The following is a 16,994-nucleotide window of genomic DNA, read 5'->3' as shown; positions in this document are numbered from 1 at the left end:
CCGACGCAGCCGGCGAGTGTTGAGCTCTGGAAACTACCCTGTGGGTCCGTGTTCGGTGCCACGGGGATCTGGATCTGCCCGGTTGCGTTGTAGAGGTTAACCGGCGGGTGACTCAGAAGGATCGTGGTGACTCCATCGGCATCGACGACTGAGACCACGGTCCAGCCATTGAGGATCCACGCCGACTCAGGGGACAGTTCGAACTCACTGGAGTTGAATCTGAAGCTGATCTGGATGGGGCCGCTGGTCGTGGGTTGGCCAGGAGGGCAGTACGTCAGCTGCGTCGCGGCGCAGTCATACAGGGGTTAGCTCTGCAGTGTGCGGGGGTAGTCGGACGTGCCCACGTCGGACGTGGTCACCAGCCCCAGCACACCGACTGATCCACCGCTCGACTCGCGGAGCACCGCGTAGCAGGCATCGCTGGCGGCCATAGCCGGCGCGGCCTGAGCGATGACGACGGCAGGCACTGCCCAGGCCGCTCCCTTCGCAACCGAACGGCGCGTGAAGGTGGTGTTCTGGCCCGACATGAGGCGCCGCCACTCTGGGGTTGTTGACGACCGTGTGGTCGGCTCAAGTAAGGGTACCGGGTACGGGTACCGGCCGCCACACAGCCCCCTTGGTGTCTTGGCGCCACAGCCTTTCCGGCCCCGTGCATCGTCGTGGACACAGGGGTCGGCACCCTCGACGGCGCGTCCATCAGCACTCTTGAGCTCGAGAAGCGATGCGTTCCAGCGAGGTCACGCTCTAGCGAGCGTACGAGACCACGACGACGTTGTGTGGAAAACATGCGAGACCCCTATCTTTTTGCGGGTAGGATTGGGTGCAGGCGTCTGAGCCGTCATCAGCGGCGAGCCTCCGGAAGAACCGGCCCCACGGCATACTCCCCGTGGTGCCTCACTAGAACCGGACGGGTGGGCCCGACACAGCCTGAGGCCAGAGCGGTCGTATGCCGTGCGCTCCCCCGGAGCGGACGGGTGCGGCAAGCGAGGTGGTACCGCGGCGCCAGCGTCGTCCTCGTGCACGTAGTGGACGAGTTGGACGATGCACAGGAGAGCGCCGCATGACCTACCCCAAGGTCGACACCGCACACCAGGGGCTGACCCCCGCCCCCGACTTCCCGAGCCTCGAGCAGGCCGTCCTGGCCTACTGGGAGGAGAACGACACCTTCGTCAAGAGTGTCGAGCAGCGGGACGCGGGGGAGGGCGGGTCCAACGAGTTCGTCTTCAACGACGGCCCGCCCTTCGCCAACGGCCTGCCGCACTACGGCCACCTGCTGACCGGCTACGTCAAGGACGTCGTGCCGCGCTACCAGACGATGCGTGGTCGGCGCGTGGAGCGCCGTTTCGGCTGGGACACCCACGGGCTGCCCGCCGAGCTGGAGGCGATGAGCCAGCTGGGCATCAAGACCAAGGACGAGATCCTCGAGCTCGGCATCGAGGCGTTCAACGACGCGTGCCGCGCCTCCGTGCTGCAGTACACCGACGAGTGGCGCCAGTACGTCACCCGGCAAGCGCGCTGGGTCGACTTCGACAACGACTACAAGACGCTGAACCCGGAGTACATGGAGTCGGTGATCTGGGCGTTCAAGCAGCTCTACGACAAGGGGCTGGCCTACGAGGGCTTCCGGGTGCTGCCCTACTGCTGGAACGACCAGACCCCGCTGTCCAACCACGAGCTGCGGATGGACGAGGAGGTCTACCAGGTCCGCCGTGACCCCGCGGTGACGGTCGGGTTGCGGATCCTGCCCCAGGACGGGGCCGCGGAGGCAGCGCAGGAGGGTATGCCGTCAGCCGGGGGCGAGGACGTCCTCGCCGGCGCCCTCGCGCTGGTCTGGACGACGACACCGTGGACGCTGCCGTCCAACCTGGCGATCATGGTCGGCGAGGACATCGACTACGTGCTCGTCGAGAGCGACTACACGGGCCGGACCGAGCGCTACCTGCTCGCCGAGGCCCGCGTGCCGGCATACAAGAACGAGCTGGGGGAGGAGCCGACCGTTGTCGGGCGCTTCACCGGCGCGCAGCTGGCCGGCCGCTCCTACCTGCCGCCGTTCAGCTACTACGTCGGCTGGGAGCGGGCGCACCGCCTGGTCACCGCGGAGTTCGTCACCACCACGGATGGTTCCGGCCTGGTGCACACCGCCGGCGCCTTCGGTGAGGACGACAAGGTGGTCACCGACCGCGAGGGCATCGAGGCTGTCATGCCGGTCGGTGCGGACGGCGCCTTCACCGCGCCCGTCAACGAGTATGCCGGGATGCTGGTCTTCGATGCCAACGCCCCGATCCTCGACCACCTCAAGGCCGCCACCCGCGTCCAGGACCCGGCGCGTGCCGGCGAAGACCTGGACACCGGCTCGGTCACCGGGGGCACCGTCCTGCTGCGCCGCGAGGCCTATGACCACTCCTACCCGCACTGCTGGCGCTGCCGTGAGCCGCTGATCTACAAGGGTGTCTCGTCGTGGTTCGTCGAGGTGACGAAGTTCAAGGACACGATGCTGCGCACCAACGAGGACATCACCTGGGTGCCCGAGCACATCAAGCACGGTCAGTTCGGCAAGTGGCTGGCCAATGCCCGGGACTGGTCGATCAGCCGAAACCGCTTCTGGGGCAGCCCGATCCCGGTGTGGAAGTCTGACGACGAGGCTTACCCGCGACTCGACGTCTACGGCTCACTGGCCGAGATCGAGGCGGACTTCGGCACTCTGCCGCGCAACCGAGACGGCCAGGTCGACCTGCACCGGCCATTCGTCGACGAACTGACCCGGCCCAACCCGGACGATCCGACGGGCAAGTCCACCATGCGCCGGGTCGAGGACGTGCTGGACGTCTGGTTCGACTCCGGCTCGATGCCGTTCGCGCAGTGGCACTTCCCGTTCGACAACACCGAGTGGTTCGAGCAGCACTACCCGGCCGACTTCATCGTGGAGTACATCGGGCAGACCCGGGGCTGGTTCTACACCATGCACATCCTCGGTGCCGCGCTGTTCGACCGTCCCGCCTTCGAGACGTGCATCAGCCACGGCATCGTGCTCGGCAGCGACGGGCAGAAGATGTCCAAGTCGCTGCAGAACTACCCGGACGTGCGTGAGGTCTTCAACCGCGACGGCGCCGACGCGATGCGCTGGTTCCTGATGTCCAGCCCGATCCTGCGCGGTGGCAACCTGGTCGTCACCGAGCAGGGCATCCGCGACGGAGTCCGCCAGGTGCTCATCCCGCTGTGGAACGCGTGGTACTTCTTCGGTCTCTACGCCAACGCCTCCGGCCGTGAGGCGACCTGGTCGAGCGCCTCGACGCACGAGATGGACCGCTACATCCTGGCCAAGACCCGCGACTTCGTCACCCAGGTGCAGGAGGCGCAGGACGCCTTCCACATCGCCTCGGCCTGTGACGCGGTGCGCACCTTCGTGGACGTGCTCACCAACTGGTATATCCGTGGCTCGCGTGACCGGTTCTGGGCCGAGGACCAGGATGCCTTCAACACCCTCTACACCGTGCTGGAGGTGACCTGCCGGGTCGCCGCGCCGCTGCTGCCGCTGACCACCGAGGAGGTATGGCGCGGGCTCACCGGCGGTGAGTCGGTGCACCTGACCGACTGGCCCGACGCGGCGGACCTGCCGCAGGACGACGACCTCGTCGCGGCCATGGACACCGTGCGTGAGGTCTGCTCGGTGACCCTGGGGCTGCGCAAGGCCGAGAGCCTGCGGACGCGCCTGCCGCTGTCCACGCTGACCGTCGCCACAGCCCATCCGCAGGGACTGTCGGTGCTCACTGACATCGTGCGTCACGAGGTCAACGTGCGAGAGGTGGTGGTGCTGGATCTGGCAGAGGCGTCGGCCGCAGACTTTGGTGTGGAGCAGAGGCTGACGGTCAACGCGCGCGCGGCAGGGCCGCGTCTGGGCAAGGACGTGCAGACCGCGATCAAGGGCTCGAAGTCGGGTGACTGGTCGGTGGCCGACGACGGCACGGTCACCTCCGGCGGGCTCGCGCTCGTCCAGGGTGAGTACACCCTGGAAACGGTGGTGGCCGCGGGCGCCGACGGGACGTCGCAGTCGACCGCGATGCTGCGCGGACAGGGCGGTGGCTTCGTGGTGCTCAACACCGAGGTGACCGAGGACCTGGCCCGCGAGGGTCTGGCCCGCGACCTGGTGCGGGCGGTGCAGGGTGCCCGCAAGGACGCCGGTCTGCAGATCACCGACCGGATCAGCCTCACCGTGGTCGGGGACGACGATGTGTGGGAGGCCGCGACCCAGCACCAGAAGCTGGTGATGGACGAGACGCTCGCCGTGCAGTTCGGCGCGGCCGGTGCCGGCACCCCGCTGCCCAGCGGTCCGCGTCACAACCTCGGTGGCGGCACCGACCCGGACGGTGGCACCCAGCCCCGCATCACGTCATACACCACGTCCGCCCAGCTCGACGGTGGACGCACGGTGGAGCTGCTGATCACGAAGGTGGACGCGCGATGACCTCCTCAGACGAGACGCCGGGCGACCGGCGGCGCAGGCGCGAGGGTGCGGGCGGTCAGCCGGTCGACCCGCTGATCGCGGCGCGGATGGCGCAGGTGACCGAGGAGATCCTGGCCCGGTCACCGGAGAATGTCATCGAGCCCACCCTCGACCGCGTCGTGCAGGTCATGGATCTGCTCGGCCACCCGCAGCGCAACTTCCCGATGATCCACATCACCGGCACCAACGGCAAGACCTCCACGACCCGGATGGTCGAGCGGCTGCTGCGCGAGCTGGGCCTGACCACCGGACGGTTCACCAGCCCGCACCTGCACCACCTGCGGGAGCGGATCGCGATCGCCGGGGAGCCGGTCGATCCGGAGCGCTTCCTGGCGGCCTACGACGACGTCCTGCCCTATGTCCAGATGGTCGATGAGACCTCCCTGGCTGCGGGTGGCCCGCGGATCACCTACTTCGAGCTGCTCGTGATCATCGCCTATGCGGTCTTCTCGGACGCCCCGGTCGACGTCGCCGTCGTCGAGGTCGGGCTCGGTGGGGTGTGGGACGCCACCAACGTCGCCGACGGGCAGGTCGCGGTCGTGGCGCCCGTTGCTATCGACCACACCCGGCTGCTCGGTGACAACCTCATCGACATCGCCACAGAGAAGGCCGGCATCATCAAGTCCGACGCGATCGCCGTCCTCGGGGTCCAGGAGAACGAGGTCCTGCAGTTGCTGCTCGAGCGCTGCGACGAGGTCGGCGCCACCGCGCAGGTGGAGGGGCTGGCCTACGGCGTGCTCCAGCGGGAGGTCGCCGTGGGTGGTCAGCTGATGTCACTGCGCGGCCTGGCCGGTGACTACACCGACGTCTTCCTGCCGCTCTTCGGTGCCCACCAGGTGCACAACGCGGCGATGGCGGTCGCGGCCGTCGAGGGGTTCCTCGGCGGGGGCGAGCAGCCCCTGGATGCCGACGTGGTCCGGGCCGCGTTCGCAGACGTCAGCTCACCGGGACGGTTGGAGATCGTGCGGCGCAGCCCGACGGTCATCGTCGACGCGGCGCACAACCCGGCCGGCATCGCGGCGATGGCCGAGGCGATCCGCGAGTCCTTCACCTTCCACCGGCTCGTCGGAGTGGTCGCGGTGCTGCAGGAGAAGGACGCCTCCACCATGCTCGAGGTGCTCGAGCCGCTGCTGGACCACATCGTCGTCTCGCGCAGCACCTCTCCGCGCTCCATCCCCCCGGAGCGGCTCGGAGAGATGGCGGTCGAGCTGTTCGGCGAGGACCGCGTGACCGTCGTGCGGGACCTGCCCGATGCCCTCGATATCGCTAGCGGGATGGCCGACGGGGGCGGCATGACCGGCGCGGTCTTGGCCACCGGCTCGATCACCACCGTGGCGGACGTGCGGATGCTGCTGGGCGTGACGGGCGAGGGGAGCCAGTCCACGTGACCTGGCTGCACCATGTGCGACTCTCCGGTGTCCCGGAGAAGGCGACCCGCAGGCTGGCCTCTATCGTGCTCGGCGGTTTGTCCCTGGCCCTATTCTTCGGGGGGCTCGCCGGCCGACAGCTTGAGCTGTCCGCCGACGGTGACACCCAGCGGGCCAACCTGCTGCTCATCGGTGGCAGCGTCCTGGCGGTCCTGGCAATCGTGGCCGCCGGCTCCATGCGCCGACCGTGGGGTCTGACCCTGGGCTGGGTCGTGATGGGCCTGACGGCCCTGAGCACCCTAGCGCTCACCGCGATGGGGATCGTCGCGGTGATCTTCGGCGCGTTGTGGGTGCTCGCCCTGGTGCAGGGCCCCAGCATGGAGCAGATGACCCGCGACTGGATCGCCGAGCACGGCCCCCTTCATCCCGACGAGCAGCCGCAGGACAACGACCCAGCGCACGGTATGGCGGAAAATCACCCCACCGAGCACACAGATCAACAGAACGTCCGTCCTCGCGAGCAGCGAAACCACTCGGAGAATGCGGGTGACACCAACGAAACCACTACGAAAATGGGGGACTGATGGGGTATCTCGAGGCGATCGTCCTGGGGCTGGTCCAGGGGCTCACCGAGTTCCTGCCGATCAGCTCCAGCGCGCACCTCTCGATCGTCGGTCAGCTCTTCGGCACGGGTGACCCCGGCGCGGCCTTCACCGCGATCAGCCAGTTGGGCACCGAGGCCGCCGTCCTGGTGTTCTTCTTCCGGGACATCGTGCAGATCATCACGCAGTGGGCGCTGTCCCTGGTCGGCCGGGTGCCGCGCAACGACCCCGAGGCCCGCATGGGCTGGCTGGTCATCATCGGCTCGATCCCGATCGGGGTGCTGGGCTTCACGCTGCAGGACTACATCGAGACCGACCTGCGCAGCCTGTGGCTCACGGCCACGATGCTGCTGGTGTTTGCCCTGGTCATCTTTGCCGCGGACCGGTTTGCTTCGCGGGTGGCCCGCCCCAAGGGGCTGCGGGAGATCACCTGGCGGGACGGCATACTCTATGGACTCGCGCAGTCACTGGCCCTCATCCCCGGCGTCTCCCGCAGCGGCGGCACCATCGCGGCCGGTCTGTTCATGGGCTACAGCCGCGAGACCGCAGCGCGCTACAGCTTCTTGCTGGCGATCCCTGCGGTGCTCGGCTCGGGCTTCTATCAGGTGCTGAAGATCTCGGACAACACGGTGCCGCCGCAGTGGGGTCAGATCTGGGTCGCGACCGGCATCGCCTTCGTCGTCGCGCTCGCGGTCATCGCCTGGTTCATGCGTTACATCACCACGCACACGTTCACGCCGTTCGTGATCTATCGGATCGCGCTGGCACTGGTGCTGTTCGCGCTGCTGGGCACCGGCGTGCTCGTGGCCTGACCCCTCCGCCATGACCAGGGACTGGTCAGCGGTCGGCTCGTGCCTCCAGCTCCCGCACCAGGGTGACCGGCGCAGTGAGTCGGTAGGACATCTCGATCAGCTCGGCCACCTCGACCCAGTCCACCTCGTCCACGGCACCGATCAGGTGGAAGCTCAGCCCCAGCCAGCCCGACGGGCCGAAGTAGGCGGGCACGAAGAACCGCTCGTCGCCGATCAGGGCCTCCCGCTCAGACTCGTCGGGGAGGAAGAGGAGCGAGTGCCTCGCGACGGGTGCGTAGTGGTCGCCCTTGAGGGCGCCACCGAAGACCGCGAACACCTTGCGGGTGAAGAAGGTGGGGCTGCCGTGGGACCGCTTCTCCCCAGCACCGGGCAGTGCGAGGCAGAGCTCGCGCACCCGCACCAGGTGCGGGTCGTCGTCCTCGACCCGTGAGGGGTGGGGCGCGTCCGCCATACGCCCAGTATGTCGCGTGGTCACCGGCCGCCGCCAGCGTCACCCGGTCTTCCTGGTCGGGGTGACCGGTCTTCCTGGTCGGGGTGACCGGTCTTCCTGGTCGGGGTGAGTTGAACCACGGCGTGCGCCCGATGACAGGGGAGCAGGCGAGAGGGTGCGCTCGGTCGATTAGGGTGGGCGCCGTGAGTGAGCAGATCGAACGGTCCCTGGTCCTGGTCAAGCCCGACGGCTACCGTCGCGGTCTCAGCGGGGAGGTGCTGCGCCGCATCGAGGCCAAGGGCTACACGCTGGTCGCGCTGGCGGTGACCACACCGACCGCGGAGCAGCTGGCGACCCACTATGCCGAGCACGAGGGCAAGCCCTTCTATGAGCCGCTCGTGGAGTTCATGTCGTCAGGCCCGGTGACCGCTGCGGTCATCGAGGGCCACGGCTGCATCCCCGGGTTCCGCGCACTGGCTGGAGCCACCGACCCGACCGCCGCCCTGCCGGGCACCATCCGCGGCGACCTGGGGCGGGACTGGGGACTGAAGGTCCAGCAGAACATCGTGCACGGCTCGGACTCCCCGGAGTCGGCCGCCCGTGAGATCGGCATCTGGTTCCCCGAGCTGTCCTGACGGGGAGACGGGGGGTCAGTCCTCCGGCTCCGGGGCAAGGTCGACCAGCAGGGCTGTCGCCAGCTCGCTGGCCGCCTGACGGACCTGGCTGAGATCGACGGCTGTGTGCCGTTCGGCCACGGACGTCTCGATGCTCGAGAGCACCTCGGCGCGGCTGCGCTCCGCAGCCCGCACGGCGAGGTCCTGGCGCAGCTGCTCGCTCAGCAACCCACCCGCGGCACCAGCCCGCTGGCCCAGCGCGACGGCATACCGCTCGGCTTGCGCCACCTCCTGGTCGTCCGCACTGGTCAGCATCAGGGAGGCCTGCCGCAGCAGGGTCCGTCCGCGCTCCAGGTCACCCTCACCCAGCTCGGCCACGGCCCGGGTCAGGAACGGGCGGTCGTCCTGCCCGGCCAGTCGCGCCAGCAGTGCCAGCTCGATGCCCAGCACCCGCTCCCGGGTGCGGGCCCCGACATCGCCGTGGCGCAGGCTGGGCACGTAGTTCTCCGACGGGGCACTGTGCGCCATCGTGTCGAGATACTCCCGCTGGGCCTCGTCCGGGGTGTGCACCGTCTCGCGCAGCGGGATCGCCCGGATCCCCAGGGTCGCGAGGAAGACCACCACCATGATCGGCAGCCCCAGCAGGAAGACGTCGTGCAGCTGGTCGGACAGGCCAGCGCGGATGGCGGCAAGGACCTCCGGCGGCAGGCCCGCCATGGCCGCGGGGTCGAGTGCCGCACCGGCGTCGATCCCCTCGAGATCGCCAGCCTCATCGGCGAAGTCGGCCGGCAGGTGTGAGGCGATGGCCCCAGCCAGTCCGGCGGTCATCACCGACCCGAAGATCGCGATGCCGACCGTGTTGCCGACATTGCGGAAGAACTGCAGCGCCGCGGTGCCGACGCCCAGGGCCGAGCGGGGCACAGCGTTCTGCACCACGAGGGTGTACTGCTGCATGGCCAGGCCCAGCCCGGTGCCCATCACCGCGATGGCCGCCGTCAGCTCCCACTCCGAGGAGTCGACCCCCAGCCGGGTCAGCATCCACAACCCGAGCGCGATCACGACCACGCCGAGCAGCATGATCTCCTTGTAGCGCCCCGTCCTGGTGATCAGGAACCCGGCGACGATGCCGACCACGATCAGGCCCAGCATCATCGGCATCAGGATCAGCCCGGACTCGGTGGCGTTGACCCCGAGCACGCCCTGCGCAAAGACCGGCACATAGATGATCGCGCCGAACATGACCATCGCCATCCCGAACGCGGCGATGCTGGAGTAAGTGACGATGCCGTTGCGGAACATGCCCAGCGGCAGCAAGGGGTTCTGCGCGCGGGCCTCCACCAGGACGAAGAGCGCGAGCAGCACGGTCCCCACGGCGAACAGCCCCAGGATGACCGGGGAGTCCCACGAATAGGTTGAGCCCGCCCACGAGGTCGCCAGCAGGATGGCCACCAGGGCAGGGGTCAGGGTCATGATGCCCAGGACGTCGATCTTGCCCGGGGTGCCGGTGTGCTCCAGCTTGAGGAACCGGGCGATGATGAACACGCCGACGATCCCGACGGGTAGCGCCGCGAAGAACAGCCAGCGCCAGCCCCACGCGTCGGTGATGAACCCACCGGCGAGCGGCCCTGCCACCGAGGTGACGCCGAAGACGGCCCCCATCAGGCCCTGGTACTTGCCACGCTGCCGCGCCGGGATGATGTCCCCGATGATGGTCTGGGACAACGGCATCAGCGTGCCCATGCCCAGTCCCTGCACGGCACGGCCAGCGACCAGCGTCCAGAAGTTGGGGGCCAGCCCGGAGATGACCGAGCCGACCATGAAGATCACCAGCCCGCCGAGGTAGAACTCGCGCCGTCCGAACATGTCGGAGAGCTTGCCCACGATCGGCACGGCGATCGCTGAGACGAGCATGGCTGCGGTCGCCACCCAGCTGTAGTGCTCCATCCCACCGAGCTCGGCCACGATGCGCGGCATGGCCGGACCGACGATCGTCTGGCTGATCGAGGCGACGAACATCCCGAGCATCAGACCGATAAAGACCCGCCGGTGCTCGGGGGTCATGGTGTATGCCGTGGGACCGGTGAGTGGACTCGGTGCGGTCATCGTGAACCCTCCCGGGGACGTCGAGAGGTGCCGGTTGATGGCACGACCTGCATCGTACGTCTCGGCCTCGGACCACGCCCCGCCCACGCCTGCAGCCCTCCCCGCGGCCCCGACTCGCTGGGCTAGCCTGATCGCACCATTCTCGGCCCGGCCGACCCGGGCATGAGCTCGACTGGCAGGAAGTAGGTCACCGTGCGGATCGGCATACTCACCGGCGGGGGAGACGTCCCCGGACTGAACCCGTGCATCAAGGCGGTCGTCAACCGCGTGCACGAAGAGGGCCACGAGGTCGTCGGCGTCCGCCGCGGCTGGGGCGGGCTGCTCAACACCAACCCCGACGATCCCGGCTCGGTGGCGGCCAACCTGATCACTCTCGACCCCGGCGTGGTGCGCAAGGTGGACCGCAGTGGCGGCACCTTCCTGCACAGCTCGCGCACCAACCCCGGCAAGGTGAAGACCGCCGACGTGCCGGACTTCCTGGCCGGGTCGGTCAGCGGCGACGGACCGCACGACCTGACCGCGCACGCGCTCAAGGTCATCGAGCACGCCGGGATCGACGTGCTGATCCCGATCGGCGGCGACGACACGCTGTCCTATGGCCTGCGGATGCACCAGGAGGGCGTGCCGACCATCGCCATCCCCAAGACGATGGACAATGACGTCAACGGGACCGACTACTGCATCGGCTTCTCCACGGCGGTGACGCGCGGGGTGGAGTTCATCCACAACCTGCGCACCTCCACCGGTTCGCACGAGCGGATCGCGGTCGTCGAGCTGTTCGGCCGCTACTCGGGTGAGACGTCCCTGATCACCGCCTACCTGGCGGGCGTGGACCGCGCGCTGATCCCGGAGGTGCCCTTCGACATCGACCGGGTCTGTGACCTGCTCATGGCGGACAAGGCCAAGAACCCGTCCAACTATTCGATGGTCACGATCTCTGAGGGGGCGACCCTGGCGGGTGGGGAGATGATGCTCTCCGGTGAGGCCGACGCCTACGGGCACCGCAAGCTGGGCGGCATCGGTCAGCTCACCGGCGAGCTGATCAAGGAGCGCACGGGTGAGGGCATCATCTATCAGCAGGTGGGTTATCTGATGCGCTCTGGCTCACCGGACTCCCTGGACCTGATGGTCGCCACGAACTACGCGGTCATGGCCGCCGACCTGGCCCTCGACGGCTCGACCGGGCGGATGGTCGCGCTGCGCAACGGCTCCTACTCCAGCGTGCCGATCTCGGTCACCGGCGAGGGGGTCAAGCGGGTCGACGTCGATGAGCTGTATGACGCGCCGAACTACCGCCCCACCGTCCGCCACGTGCGTGGCAAGCCGATGTTCCTCTACTGATCGGGCTGCGCGAGGGGCGCGGGGCGCTCGGCCGGGTGAGCCCGGGCGTGCTCCTCCTGCGCCTCGGCGCGCTCGCGCAGGTCGACGTGGAGCTGCACACACGCGTCGCCAGCTGGGAATCCATCAGGCCGGGGACGCCCGTGGTAGGCGTACATGATGATCACGTGGTCGGCCAGGAGCCAGAGCCAGGTGCCGCCGTGCTCCGTGGACTCCTCTGCCTCCGTCGGTATGCCCTGTGCCTGCGTCAGGAGGTCGGCCAACGCATGGGCCGCGGTCATCACCTCGTCGGAGGAGGACCCGCGCCAGAGGAACCAGTTGACGCCGACGAACTCGTCGCGGAACGTCCCCCAGCCGGCGTCCGCGGTGCCCCAGCCGTCCATCCTGGCGCGGGCCCAGCTGTGGCCGACGCCCCTGCCGCTGGTCCGCTTGGTGGCAGAGTCGGGGTCGATCCCGTGCCGTGTCAGCCACTGCCGTGACTCGTCGCCTGTCGTGGGCCAGGCCGCAGACATCATGTCCGCGAGAGTCCTCGCGACGTCGGCCGGTGAGGGGGTCAGCTCGGACATGGCCCTCAGTATGCCGTATGAGACTGCATGTGCTCGGTGGCTTGGATTCTCGCAACCGCGTGCGCTCGGTGGAGGGAAATCTCGCCACGCGTTGCGCTCGGTCGGGTGGGAGGAATGGTTGCGTAGGATCGGTCAGGTGAGCATCGGTCGGGGTCTGTTGGGGCGGGACCTGGCCCTCGATCTTGGCTCGAGCAACACCCTGATCCACCAGCAGGGGAAGGGCGTCGTCTTGGACGAGCCCACCCTGGTGGCCGTCGACGCGGCCACCGGGCAGCTCGTCGCCGGCGGTCAGGGGGCGGTGGAGATGCTGGGCCGCACCCCGGCGTCCGTGATCACCGTGCGCCCGATGGTCGACGGGGTCGTCACCGACGCGGACCTCACCGAGTCGATGCTGACCCACTTCCTGCAGCAGCTGCACATCTCGCGGCTGGTGCGTCCCCGCATGGTCGTCTGCGTGCCCAGCAGCGTCACCCCGGTGGAGCGCCGGGCACTGGAGGACACCGCCCTGCACGCGGGGGCCCGCCGGGTCTATGTCCTCGAGGAGGCGATGGCCGCCGCGATCGGTGCGGGGCTGCCGGTGCACGATGCGACCGCGAGCATGGTCGTCGACATCGGCGGCGGGACCACCGAGGTGGCGGTGATCAGCCTGGGTGGCATCGTCAATGCGCGCAGCCTGCGCGTCGGCGGCGACGAGGTCGACGAGGCGATCGTGGCCGGGGTCCGGGCCAGCCACAACCTGCTGCTGGGGGAGCGGTCCGCCCAGGACATCAAGTTCACCCTCGGCTCGGCCTATCCGATGGCCGAGGAGCAGGAGATGAGGGTGCGTGGCCGTGATCTGGGCACGGGCCTGCCCAAGACGGTGAGTCTGACCTCGACGCAGGTGCGCCGGATGATCGAGCCGGCCGTCCTGCAGATCGTGGACGTCATCAAGGCGGTGCTGGACATCTGCCCGCCCGAGCTGTCCGGGGACGTGCTCGACAACGGAGTGATGCTCACCGGCGGCGGTGCCCTGCTGCGCGGCCTGGACGAGCGGCTGCACCGCGAGCTCGGTGTCAAGCTGCTGGTCGCCGACGACCCGGCGCGCGCGGTGATCCGCGGAGCCGGGGCCTGCGTCGACGACTTCGCGGCGCTCGAGCGGGTCCTGGTCACCCCGCGCCGGGGCTGAGGGCCGGCGTGGCAACCACCCGCAGGCGTCTGCGCCGCCCGGACTGGGCCCGGCGGGGCACGGTGCTGCTCGGGATGCTCGTGGGGCTGACCGTCCTGGTGCTGCTCGCCGACCTGGCCCGTCCCGCCGTCACCGAGCCGGTCCGGCGCAGCGCGGCGAGCGTCTTCGCGCCCATCCAGGCCGCGATGACCGGCTGGACCGACGACCGGCTCACCGAGGTCACCCGGGAGCGCGACGAGCTCGACGCCCGCGTCAAGGAGCTTGAGGCGCAGGTCAGCACCCACGAGCAGCTGAGCAGCCTGGAGCGGTCCGCCGCGGGCTGGGGAGGCCACCAATTGCTGCCCGCGAGGGTGGTGGGCTTCTCCTCCGACAGCGCACCCGTCGGCGGGCGGACGGTCACGATCGACGTCGGGGAGGTCGACGGGGTCCGGCAGGACCAGACCGTGATCAGCTCCGACGGCCTGGTCGGGCGGGTGGTGCGCACCGCGCCCTCGAGCGCCGATGTGCTGCTGCTCGGCGGCTCCGACGTCGTTGTCGGGGTGCGCTTCGGCGCCGACGGGGCACTCGGCTCCGTCGACGGGCGCCCCGTCCCCGGACTGCCGGCACGCGCCCCCGGGGACCTCACCCTGACTGCTCTGGGAGACAGTCACATCGCCGTCGGGGACCAGGTAACCACCCTGGGCAGCCCCGACTCCATCCCGTATGTCGCCGCGATCCCCCTCGGCACGGTCACCGCTGTCGACCCGGACAGTGGGCAGCTCGGGCGCACCGCTGTCGTCCGTCCCCTCGTGGACAACGACACCCTCGACCTGGTCGCGGTGGTCCAGTTGGGTGGGCCGGGTCGCCAGTTCGGTGCGCCAGCTCCCGGTGAGAAGGGCCGATGAGCACTCTCCCCTCGGTCGTGGTCCGCGCGCTGCTGCTCCTCGTCGCGGTCCTCGTGCCCACCCTGTATCCCACCGGCATGCCGGGTCGCCCCGACCTCGTCCTGCTGGTCGTCGCGGCGGCCGCCCTGCTGCAGGGTCCGGTCACGGGCGCCCTGGTGGGCCTGGCCGGCGGATGGCTCGTCGACCTGGTGCCTCCGGGTGGGGAGCCGTTGGGCGCCTCGGCGCTGAGCTATGCCCTGGCCGGCGCGCTGATGGGCGCGGCCCGTCGCTGGGCGCCGTGGTCGCCGCTGGTCCCGTGGATTGCCGCAGTCGCAGGAGCAGCGCTGATCCAGGCCCTGCGCGGGCTGGTGTCCGCCGCCGGCGTGGGGGTGGCCCACCCGGTGGATCTCCTCTGGTCGGTGGTCGCGACGGCACTCTTTGCACTCCTGCTGCTGCCGGTGCTGATCGGCGTCGAGCGCTTCCTGCTGTCCAGGGGGTGGGCGTGAGCACGCGGGCCCTGGACGCTGCACCGGACGGCGTGCCCAGGGGGCGGGCATGAGCGCCTCGCGCCGGCCGCAGGTGCGGGTGCGGGTGCCGCGACCGCAGACCAGCCCGCCGGTCGCTCGACGACGTCGCAGCGTGCGCCCCCTCTGGGCGCTGGTCGCCGTGGCCCTGCTGCTCGGCACGGTGCTGGCCGGGCGGCTGGTGGACCTGCAGGTCGTGAACCACCAGCAGCTGGCCGGGCAGGCGGCGCAGGTCAACACCCGGGTGGTCACCGAGCCGGCGCTGCGCGGCAGGATCCTCACCTCAGACGGCACCGCGCTGGTCACCAACGCCCCGACCACGGTGGTGACCATCGACCCCACGACATTGCTGGAGTCCGACGACGAGGGGCGGGCGCTCATCGAGGACGTGGCCGCCGAGCTGGACCTGCCCGTCGAGTCGCTGTGGGGACGGACCCGACTGTGCGGGACGCAGGGAGCGCCGCCGGTGCCGTCCTGCTTCTCCGGCTCGCCCTACCAGCCGATCCCGATCGCCTTCGACGCCGACCCGGTGGCAGCGCTGGCCATCCTGGAACGCCCCGAGCGCTTCCCCGGGATCGCCGTGGACACCCGCCCGGTCCGGGACTATCCCCAGGTGAGCCTCAACGCCGCGCACGTGCTGGGCTATCTGGGGCGGCCCACGCGCCAGGAGGTCGAGGCCCAGGAGGAACTGAGCGCGGAGGACCTGGTCGGCCGCGCCGGGCTGGAGGCGAGCTACGACTCGGTGCTGCGCGGCACCCCCGGGCGCAGCACGCTCAGCGTGGATCCGCGCGGCGTGGTGACCGGCCAGCTCGATCACTCCGACCCGGTCAGCGGGCACGACGTGGTCACCCACCTGGACGCCGAGGTCCAACCGGCGGTTGAGCGGATCCTGGCGAACACGGTCCGACGCTCCCGCGCGGGTGGCTGGCCGGCTCCGTCCGCGGCGGCGCTCGTGCTGGACGTGCGCACCGGTGGGGTCGTCGCCTCGGCGAGCTACCCGACATACGACCCGCAGATCTGGACCACAGGTGTGACCCAGGAGGAGTATGACGGGCTGACCGGCGCGGACTCCGGCAACCCGTTGCTCAACCGGACGATCGGGGAGACCTTTCCACCCGCCTCGACCTTCAAGGCCATCTCCTTGCCAGCGGCGCTGGCCTCCGGTGTGGACCCTGAGGAGAGCTATCCCTGCCCGGGGGCGGTCAGCATCGGCGGCCGCCGGTTCACCAACTACGAGTCGACCGCCCACGGCTCGCTGACGGTGCAGCGGATCATGGAGGTCTCCTGCGACACGGTCTTCTACACCTGGGCCTACGACGAGTGGCGTGAGCAGGGAGGGCTGGAGCAGGATTCGGACCTGACCGACCCGTGGGTGCTCACCTCCGAGCAGTTCGGACTCGGGCAGACGACCGGGATCGACCTGCCTGGAGAGGCGGCTGGCGTGGTGCCCGGGCGGGAGTGGAAGCGGGCCTACTGGGAGGCGACGCGGGAGGAGAGCTGCGCGCGGGCCGAGTCGGGCTACCCGGAGGAGAGTGACCCCGACCGGCGGGAGTTCCTGGAGCTCTTGGCGCAGGAGAACTGCGTTGACGGCTGGCAGTACCGGCCCGGTGATGCCGCCAACTTCTCGATCGGTCAGGGCGACGTGGCGGTCACGCCGCTGCAGTTGGCGGTCGTCTACGCCGCCATCGCCAACGGCGGGACGCTCTGGGAGCCGCAGGTCGTCGATGAGATCCGGACCGGCTCCGGAGAACTCGTCGAGGACGTGGTGCCGGTGCCAGCCGGTGAGGTGCAGCTGGACCCCGAGGCGCTGCAGATCGTGCGGGACGGGTTGGCCGGGGTCAACACCAACGGCACCGGGTCACCGGCCTTCGCCACCTTCGACCTGGACCGCTATCCGGTCGCCGGCAAGACCGGGTCGGCCGAGTCCTTCGGGCAGCGGGCGACGGCCTGGTATGCCTCCTACGGCCCGACCACGGAGCCGGAGTATGCCGTGGTGGTCGTCATCGAGCAGGGCGGCATCGGCGGCGACATCGCCGCGCCCGCCGCCCGGCAGATCTGGGATCTGCTGGCTGAGCAGTAAGGCACCAGCGCTGTCGGATGGTGGCATCC

General features: G+C 69.7%; 14 protein-coding genes. 10 read left to right on the top strand and 4 right to left on the bottom strand.

Annotated elements, in window-relative coordinates; translation table 11 throughout:
* Positions 1–305 precede the first annotated feature (305 nt).
* A complete protein-coding gene (locus FNH13_RS19130) occupies positions 306–467 on the bottom strand; it encodes a hypothetical protein (RefSeq protein ID WP_165700125.1) in 162 nt (53 codons plus the stop codon).
* 593 nt (positions 468–1,060) lie between these two features.
* Here FNH13_RS19130 and ileS point away from each other — a divergent pair.
* From ileS to FNH13_RS14200, 4 genes are read left to right on the top strand one after another with little or no spacing between them, the layout of a single operon-like run.
* Positions 1,061–4,462 carry an isoleucine--tRNA ligase gene (ileS, locus tag FNH13_RS14215; protein WP_143784028.1) on the top strand — a complete coding sequence of 1,134 codons (3,402 nt, stop codon included), beginning with the start codon at positions 1,061–1,063 and terminating at the stop codon, positions 4,460–4,462.
* Positions 4,459–5,889, top strand: a complete 1,431-nt coding sequence (locus tag FNH13_RS14210; protein ID WP_143784027.1) for a bifunctional folylpolyglutamate synthase/dihydrofolate synthase — start codon at positions 4,459–4,461, stop codon at positions 5,887–5,889. Before ileS ends, FNH13_RS14210 begins: the two co-directional genes overlap by 4 nt.
* Positions 5,886–6,452, top strand: a complete 567-nt coding sequence (locus FNH13_RS14205; protein WP_143784026.1) for a DUF4233 domain-containing protein — start codon at positions 5,886–5,888, stop codon at positions 6,450–6,452. Before FNH13_RS14210 ends, FNH13_RS14205 begins: the two co-directional genes overlap by 4 nt.
* On the top strand, positions 6,452–7,282 hold the full coding sequence (locus FNH13_RS14200) for an undecaprenyl-diphosphate phosphatase (RefSeq protein ID WP_143784025.1): 831 nt from the start codon (positions 6,452–6,454) through the stop codon (positions 7,280–7,282). Before FNH13_RS14205 ends, FNH13_RS14200 begins: the two co-directional genes overlap by 1 nt.
* 25 nt (positions 7,283–7,307) lie before the next feature.
* On the opposite strand, the gene FNH13_RS14195 is transcribed toward FNH13_RS14200, so the two are convergent.
* Positions 7,308–7,733 (bottom strand): MmcQ/YjbR family DNA-binding protein, encoded by a 426-nt coding sequence (locus FNH13_RS14195; RefSeq protein WP_143784024.1) that lies wholly within the window; start codon positions 7,731–7,733, stop codon positions 7,308–7,310.
* A gap of 182 nt (positions 7,734–7,915) precedes the next feature.
* Between FNH13_RS14195 and ndk the strand changes: the two genes are divergently transcribed.
* Positions 7,916–8,347, top strand: coding sequence for a nucleoside-diphosphate kinase (gene ndk / locus FNH13_RS14190; RefSeq protein WP_228266418.1), 432 nt, complete (start codon positions 7,916–7,918; stop codon positions 8,345–8,347).
* Between the two features lie 15 nt (positions 8,348–8,362).
* On the opposite strand, the gene FNH13_RS14185 is transcribed toward ndk, so the two are convergent.
* The gene (locus FNH13_RS14185; RefSeq protein ID WP_143784022.1) at positions 8,363–10,429 is read right to left on the bottom strand and encodes an MDR family MFS transporter; all 2,067 of its coding nucleotides are present in this window, start codon (positions 10,427–10,429) and stop codon (positions 8,363–8,365) included.
* 192 nt (positions 10,430–10,621) lie between these two features.
* Between FNH13_RS14185 and FNH13_RS14180 the strand changes: the two genes are divergently transcribed.
* Positions 10,622–11,770, top strand: coding sequence for a 6-phosphofructokinase (locus FNH13_RS14180; protein WP_143784021.1), 1,149 nt, complete (start codon positions 10,622–10,624; stop codon positions 11,768–11,770).
* On the opposite strand, the gene FNH13_RS14175 is transcribed toward FNH13_RS14180, so the two are convergent.
* Positions 11,764–12,333, bottom strand: coding sequence for a hypothetical protein (locus FNH13_RS14175; protein WP_143784020.1), 570 nt, complete (start codon positions 12,331–12,333; stop codon positions 11,764–11,766). The two genes, FNH13_RS14180 and FNH13_RS14175, sit on opposite strands and share 7 nt — an antisense overlap.
* Positions 12,334–12,469: 136 nt before the next feature.
* Here FNH13_RS14175 and mreB point away from each other — a divergent pair, with 136 nt between their 5' ends.
* The 4 genes from mreB to mrdA are packed head-to-tail and all read left to right on the top strand — an operon-like array spanning position 12,470 to position 16,965.
* Positions 12,470–13,498, top strand: a complete 1,029-nt coding sequence (mreB, locus tag FNH13_RS14170; RefSeq protein ID WP_228266417.1) for a rod shape-determining protein — start codon at positions 12,470–12,472, stop codon at positions 13,496–13,498.
* An 8-nt stretch (positions 13,499–13,506) separates the two neighbouring features.
* Positions 13,507–14,382, top strand: a complete 876-nt coding sequence (gene mreC / locus FNH13_RS14165) for a rod shape-determining protein MreC (RefSeq protein WP_143784018.1) — start codon at positions 13,507–13,509, stop codon at positions 14,380–14,382.
* Positions 14,379–14,867, top strand: coding sequence for a rod shape-determining protein MreD (mreD, locus tag FNH13_RS14160; RefSeq protein WP_143784017.1), 489 nt, complete (start codon positions 14,379–14,381; stop codon positions 14,865–14,867). Before mreC ends, mreD begins: the two co-directional genes overlap by 4 nt.
* Positions 14,868–14,916: 49 nt before the next feature.
* Positions 14,917–16,965 carry a penicillin-binding protein 2 gene (gene mrdA / locus FNH13_RS14155; RefSeq protein ID WP_143784016.1) on the top strand — a complete coding sequence of 683 codons (2,049 nt, stop codon included), beginning with the start codon at positions 14,917–14,919 and terminating at the stop codon, positions 16,963–16,965.
* Positions 16,966–16,994 lie beyond the last annotated feature (29 nt).

It is taken from the genome of Ornithinimicrobium ciconiae (assembly GCF_007197575.1).
Lineage (GTDB): Bacteria > Actinomycetota > Actinomycetes > Actinomycetales > Dermatophilaceae > Ornithinicoccus > Ornithinicoccus ciconiae.
The sequence above is the reverse complement of the archived record's forward strand: the minus strand, read 5'-3'. Positions and strand labels throughout refer to the sequence as shown.

Coding starts and splice junctions, on each gene's coding strand:
- FNH13_RS14195 (WP_143784024.1), bottom strand. CDS start 7,733: ATGGCGGACGCGCCCCACCCCTCACGGGTCGAGGACGACGACCCGCAC.
- ileS (WP_143784028.1), top strand. CDS start 1,061: ATGACCTACCCCAAGGTCGACACCGCACACCAGGGGCTGACCCCCGCC.
- FNH13_RS14200 (WP_143784025.1), top strand. CDS start 6,452: ATGGGGTATCTCGAGGCGATCGTCCTGGGGCTGGTCCAGGGGCTCACC.
- FNH13_RS14210 (WP_143784027.1), top strand. CDS start 4,459: ATGACCTCCTCAGACGAGACGCCGGGCGACCGGCGGCGCAGGCGCGAG.
- FNH13_RS14185 (WP_143784022.1), bottom strand. CDS start 10,429: ATGACCGCACCGAGTCCACTCACCGGTCCCACGGCATACACCATGACC.
- FNH13_RS14175 (WP_143784020.1), bottom strand. CDS start 12,333: ATGTCCGAGCTGACCCCCTCACCGGCCGACGTCGCGAGGACTCTCGCG.
- mreD (WP_143784017.1), top strand. CDS start 14,379: ATGAGCACTCTCCCCTCGGTCGTGGTCCGCGCGCTGCTGCTCCTCGTC.
- mrdA (WP_143784016.1), top strand. CDS start 14,917: ATGAGCGCCTCGCGCCGGCCGCAGGTGCGGGTGCGGGTGCCGCGACCG.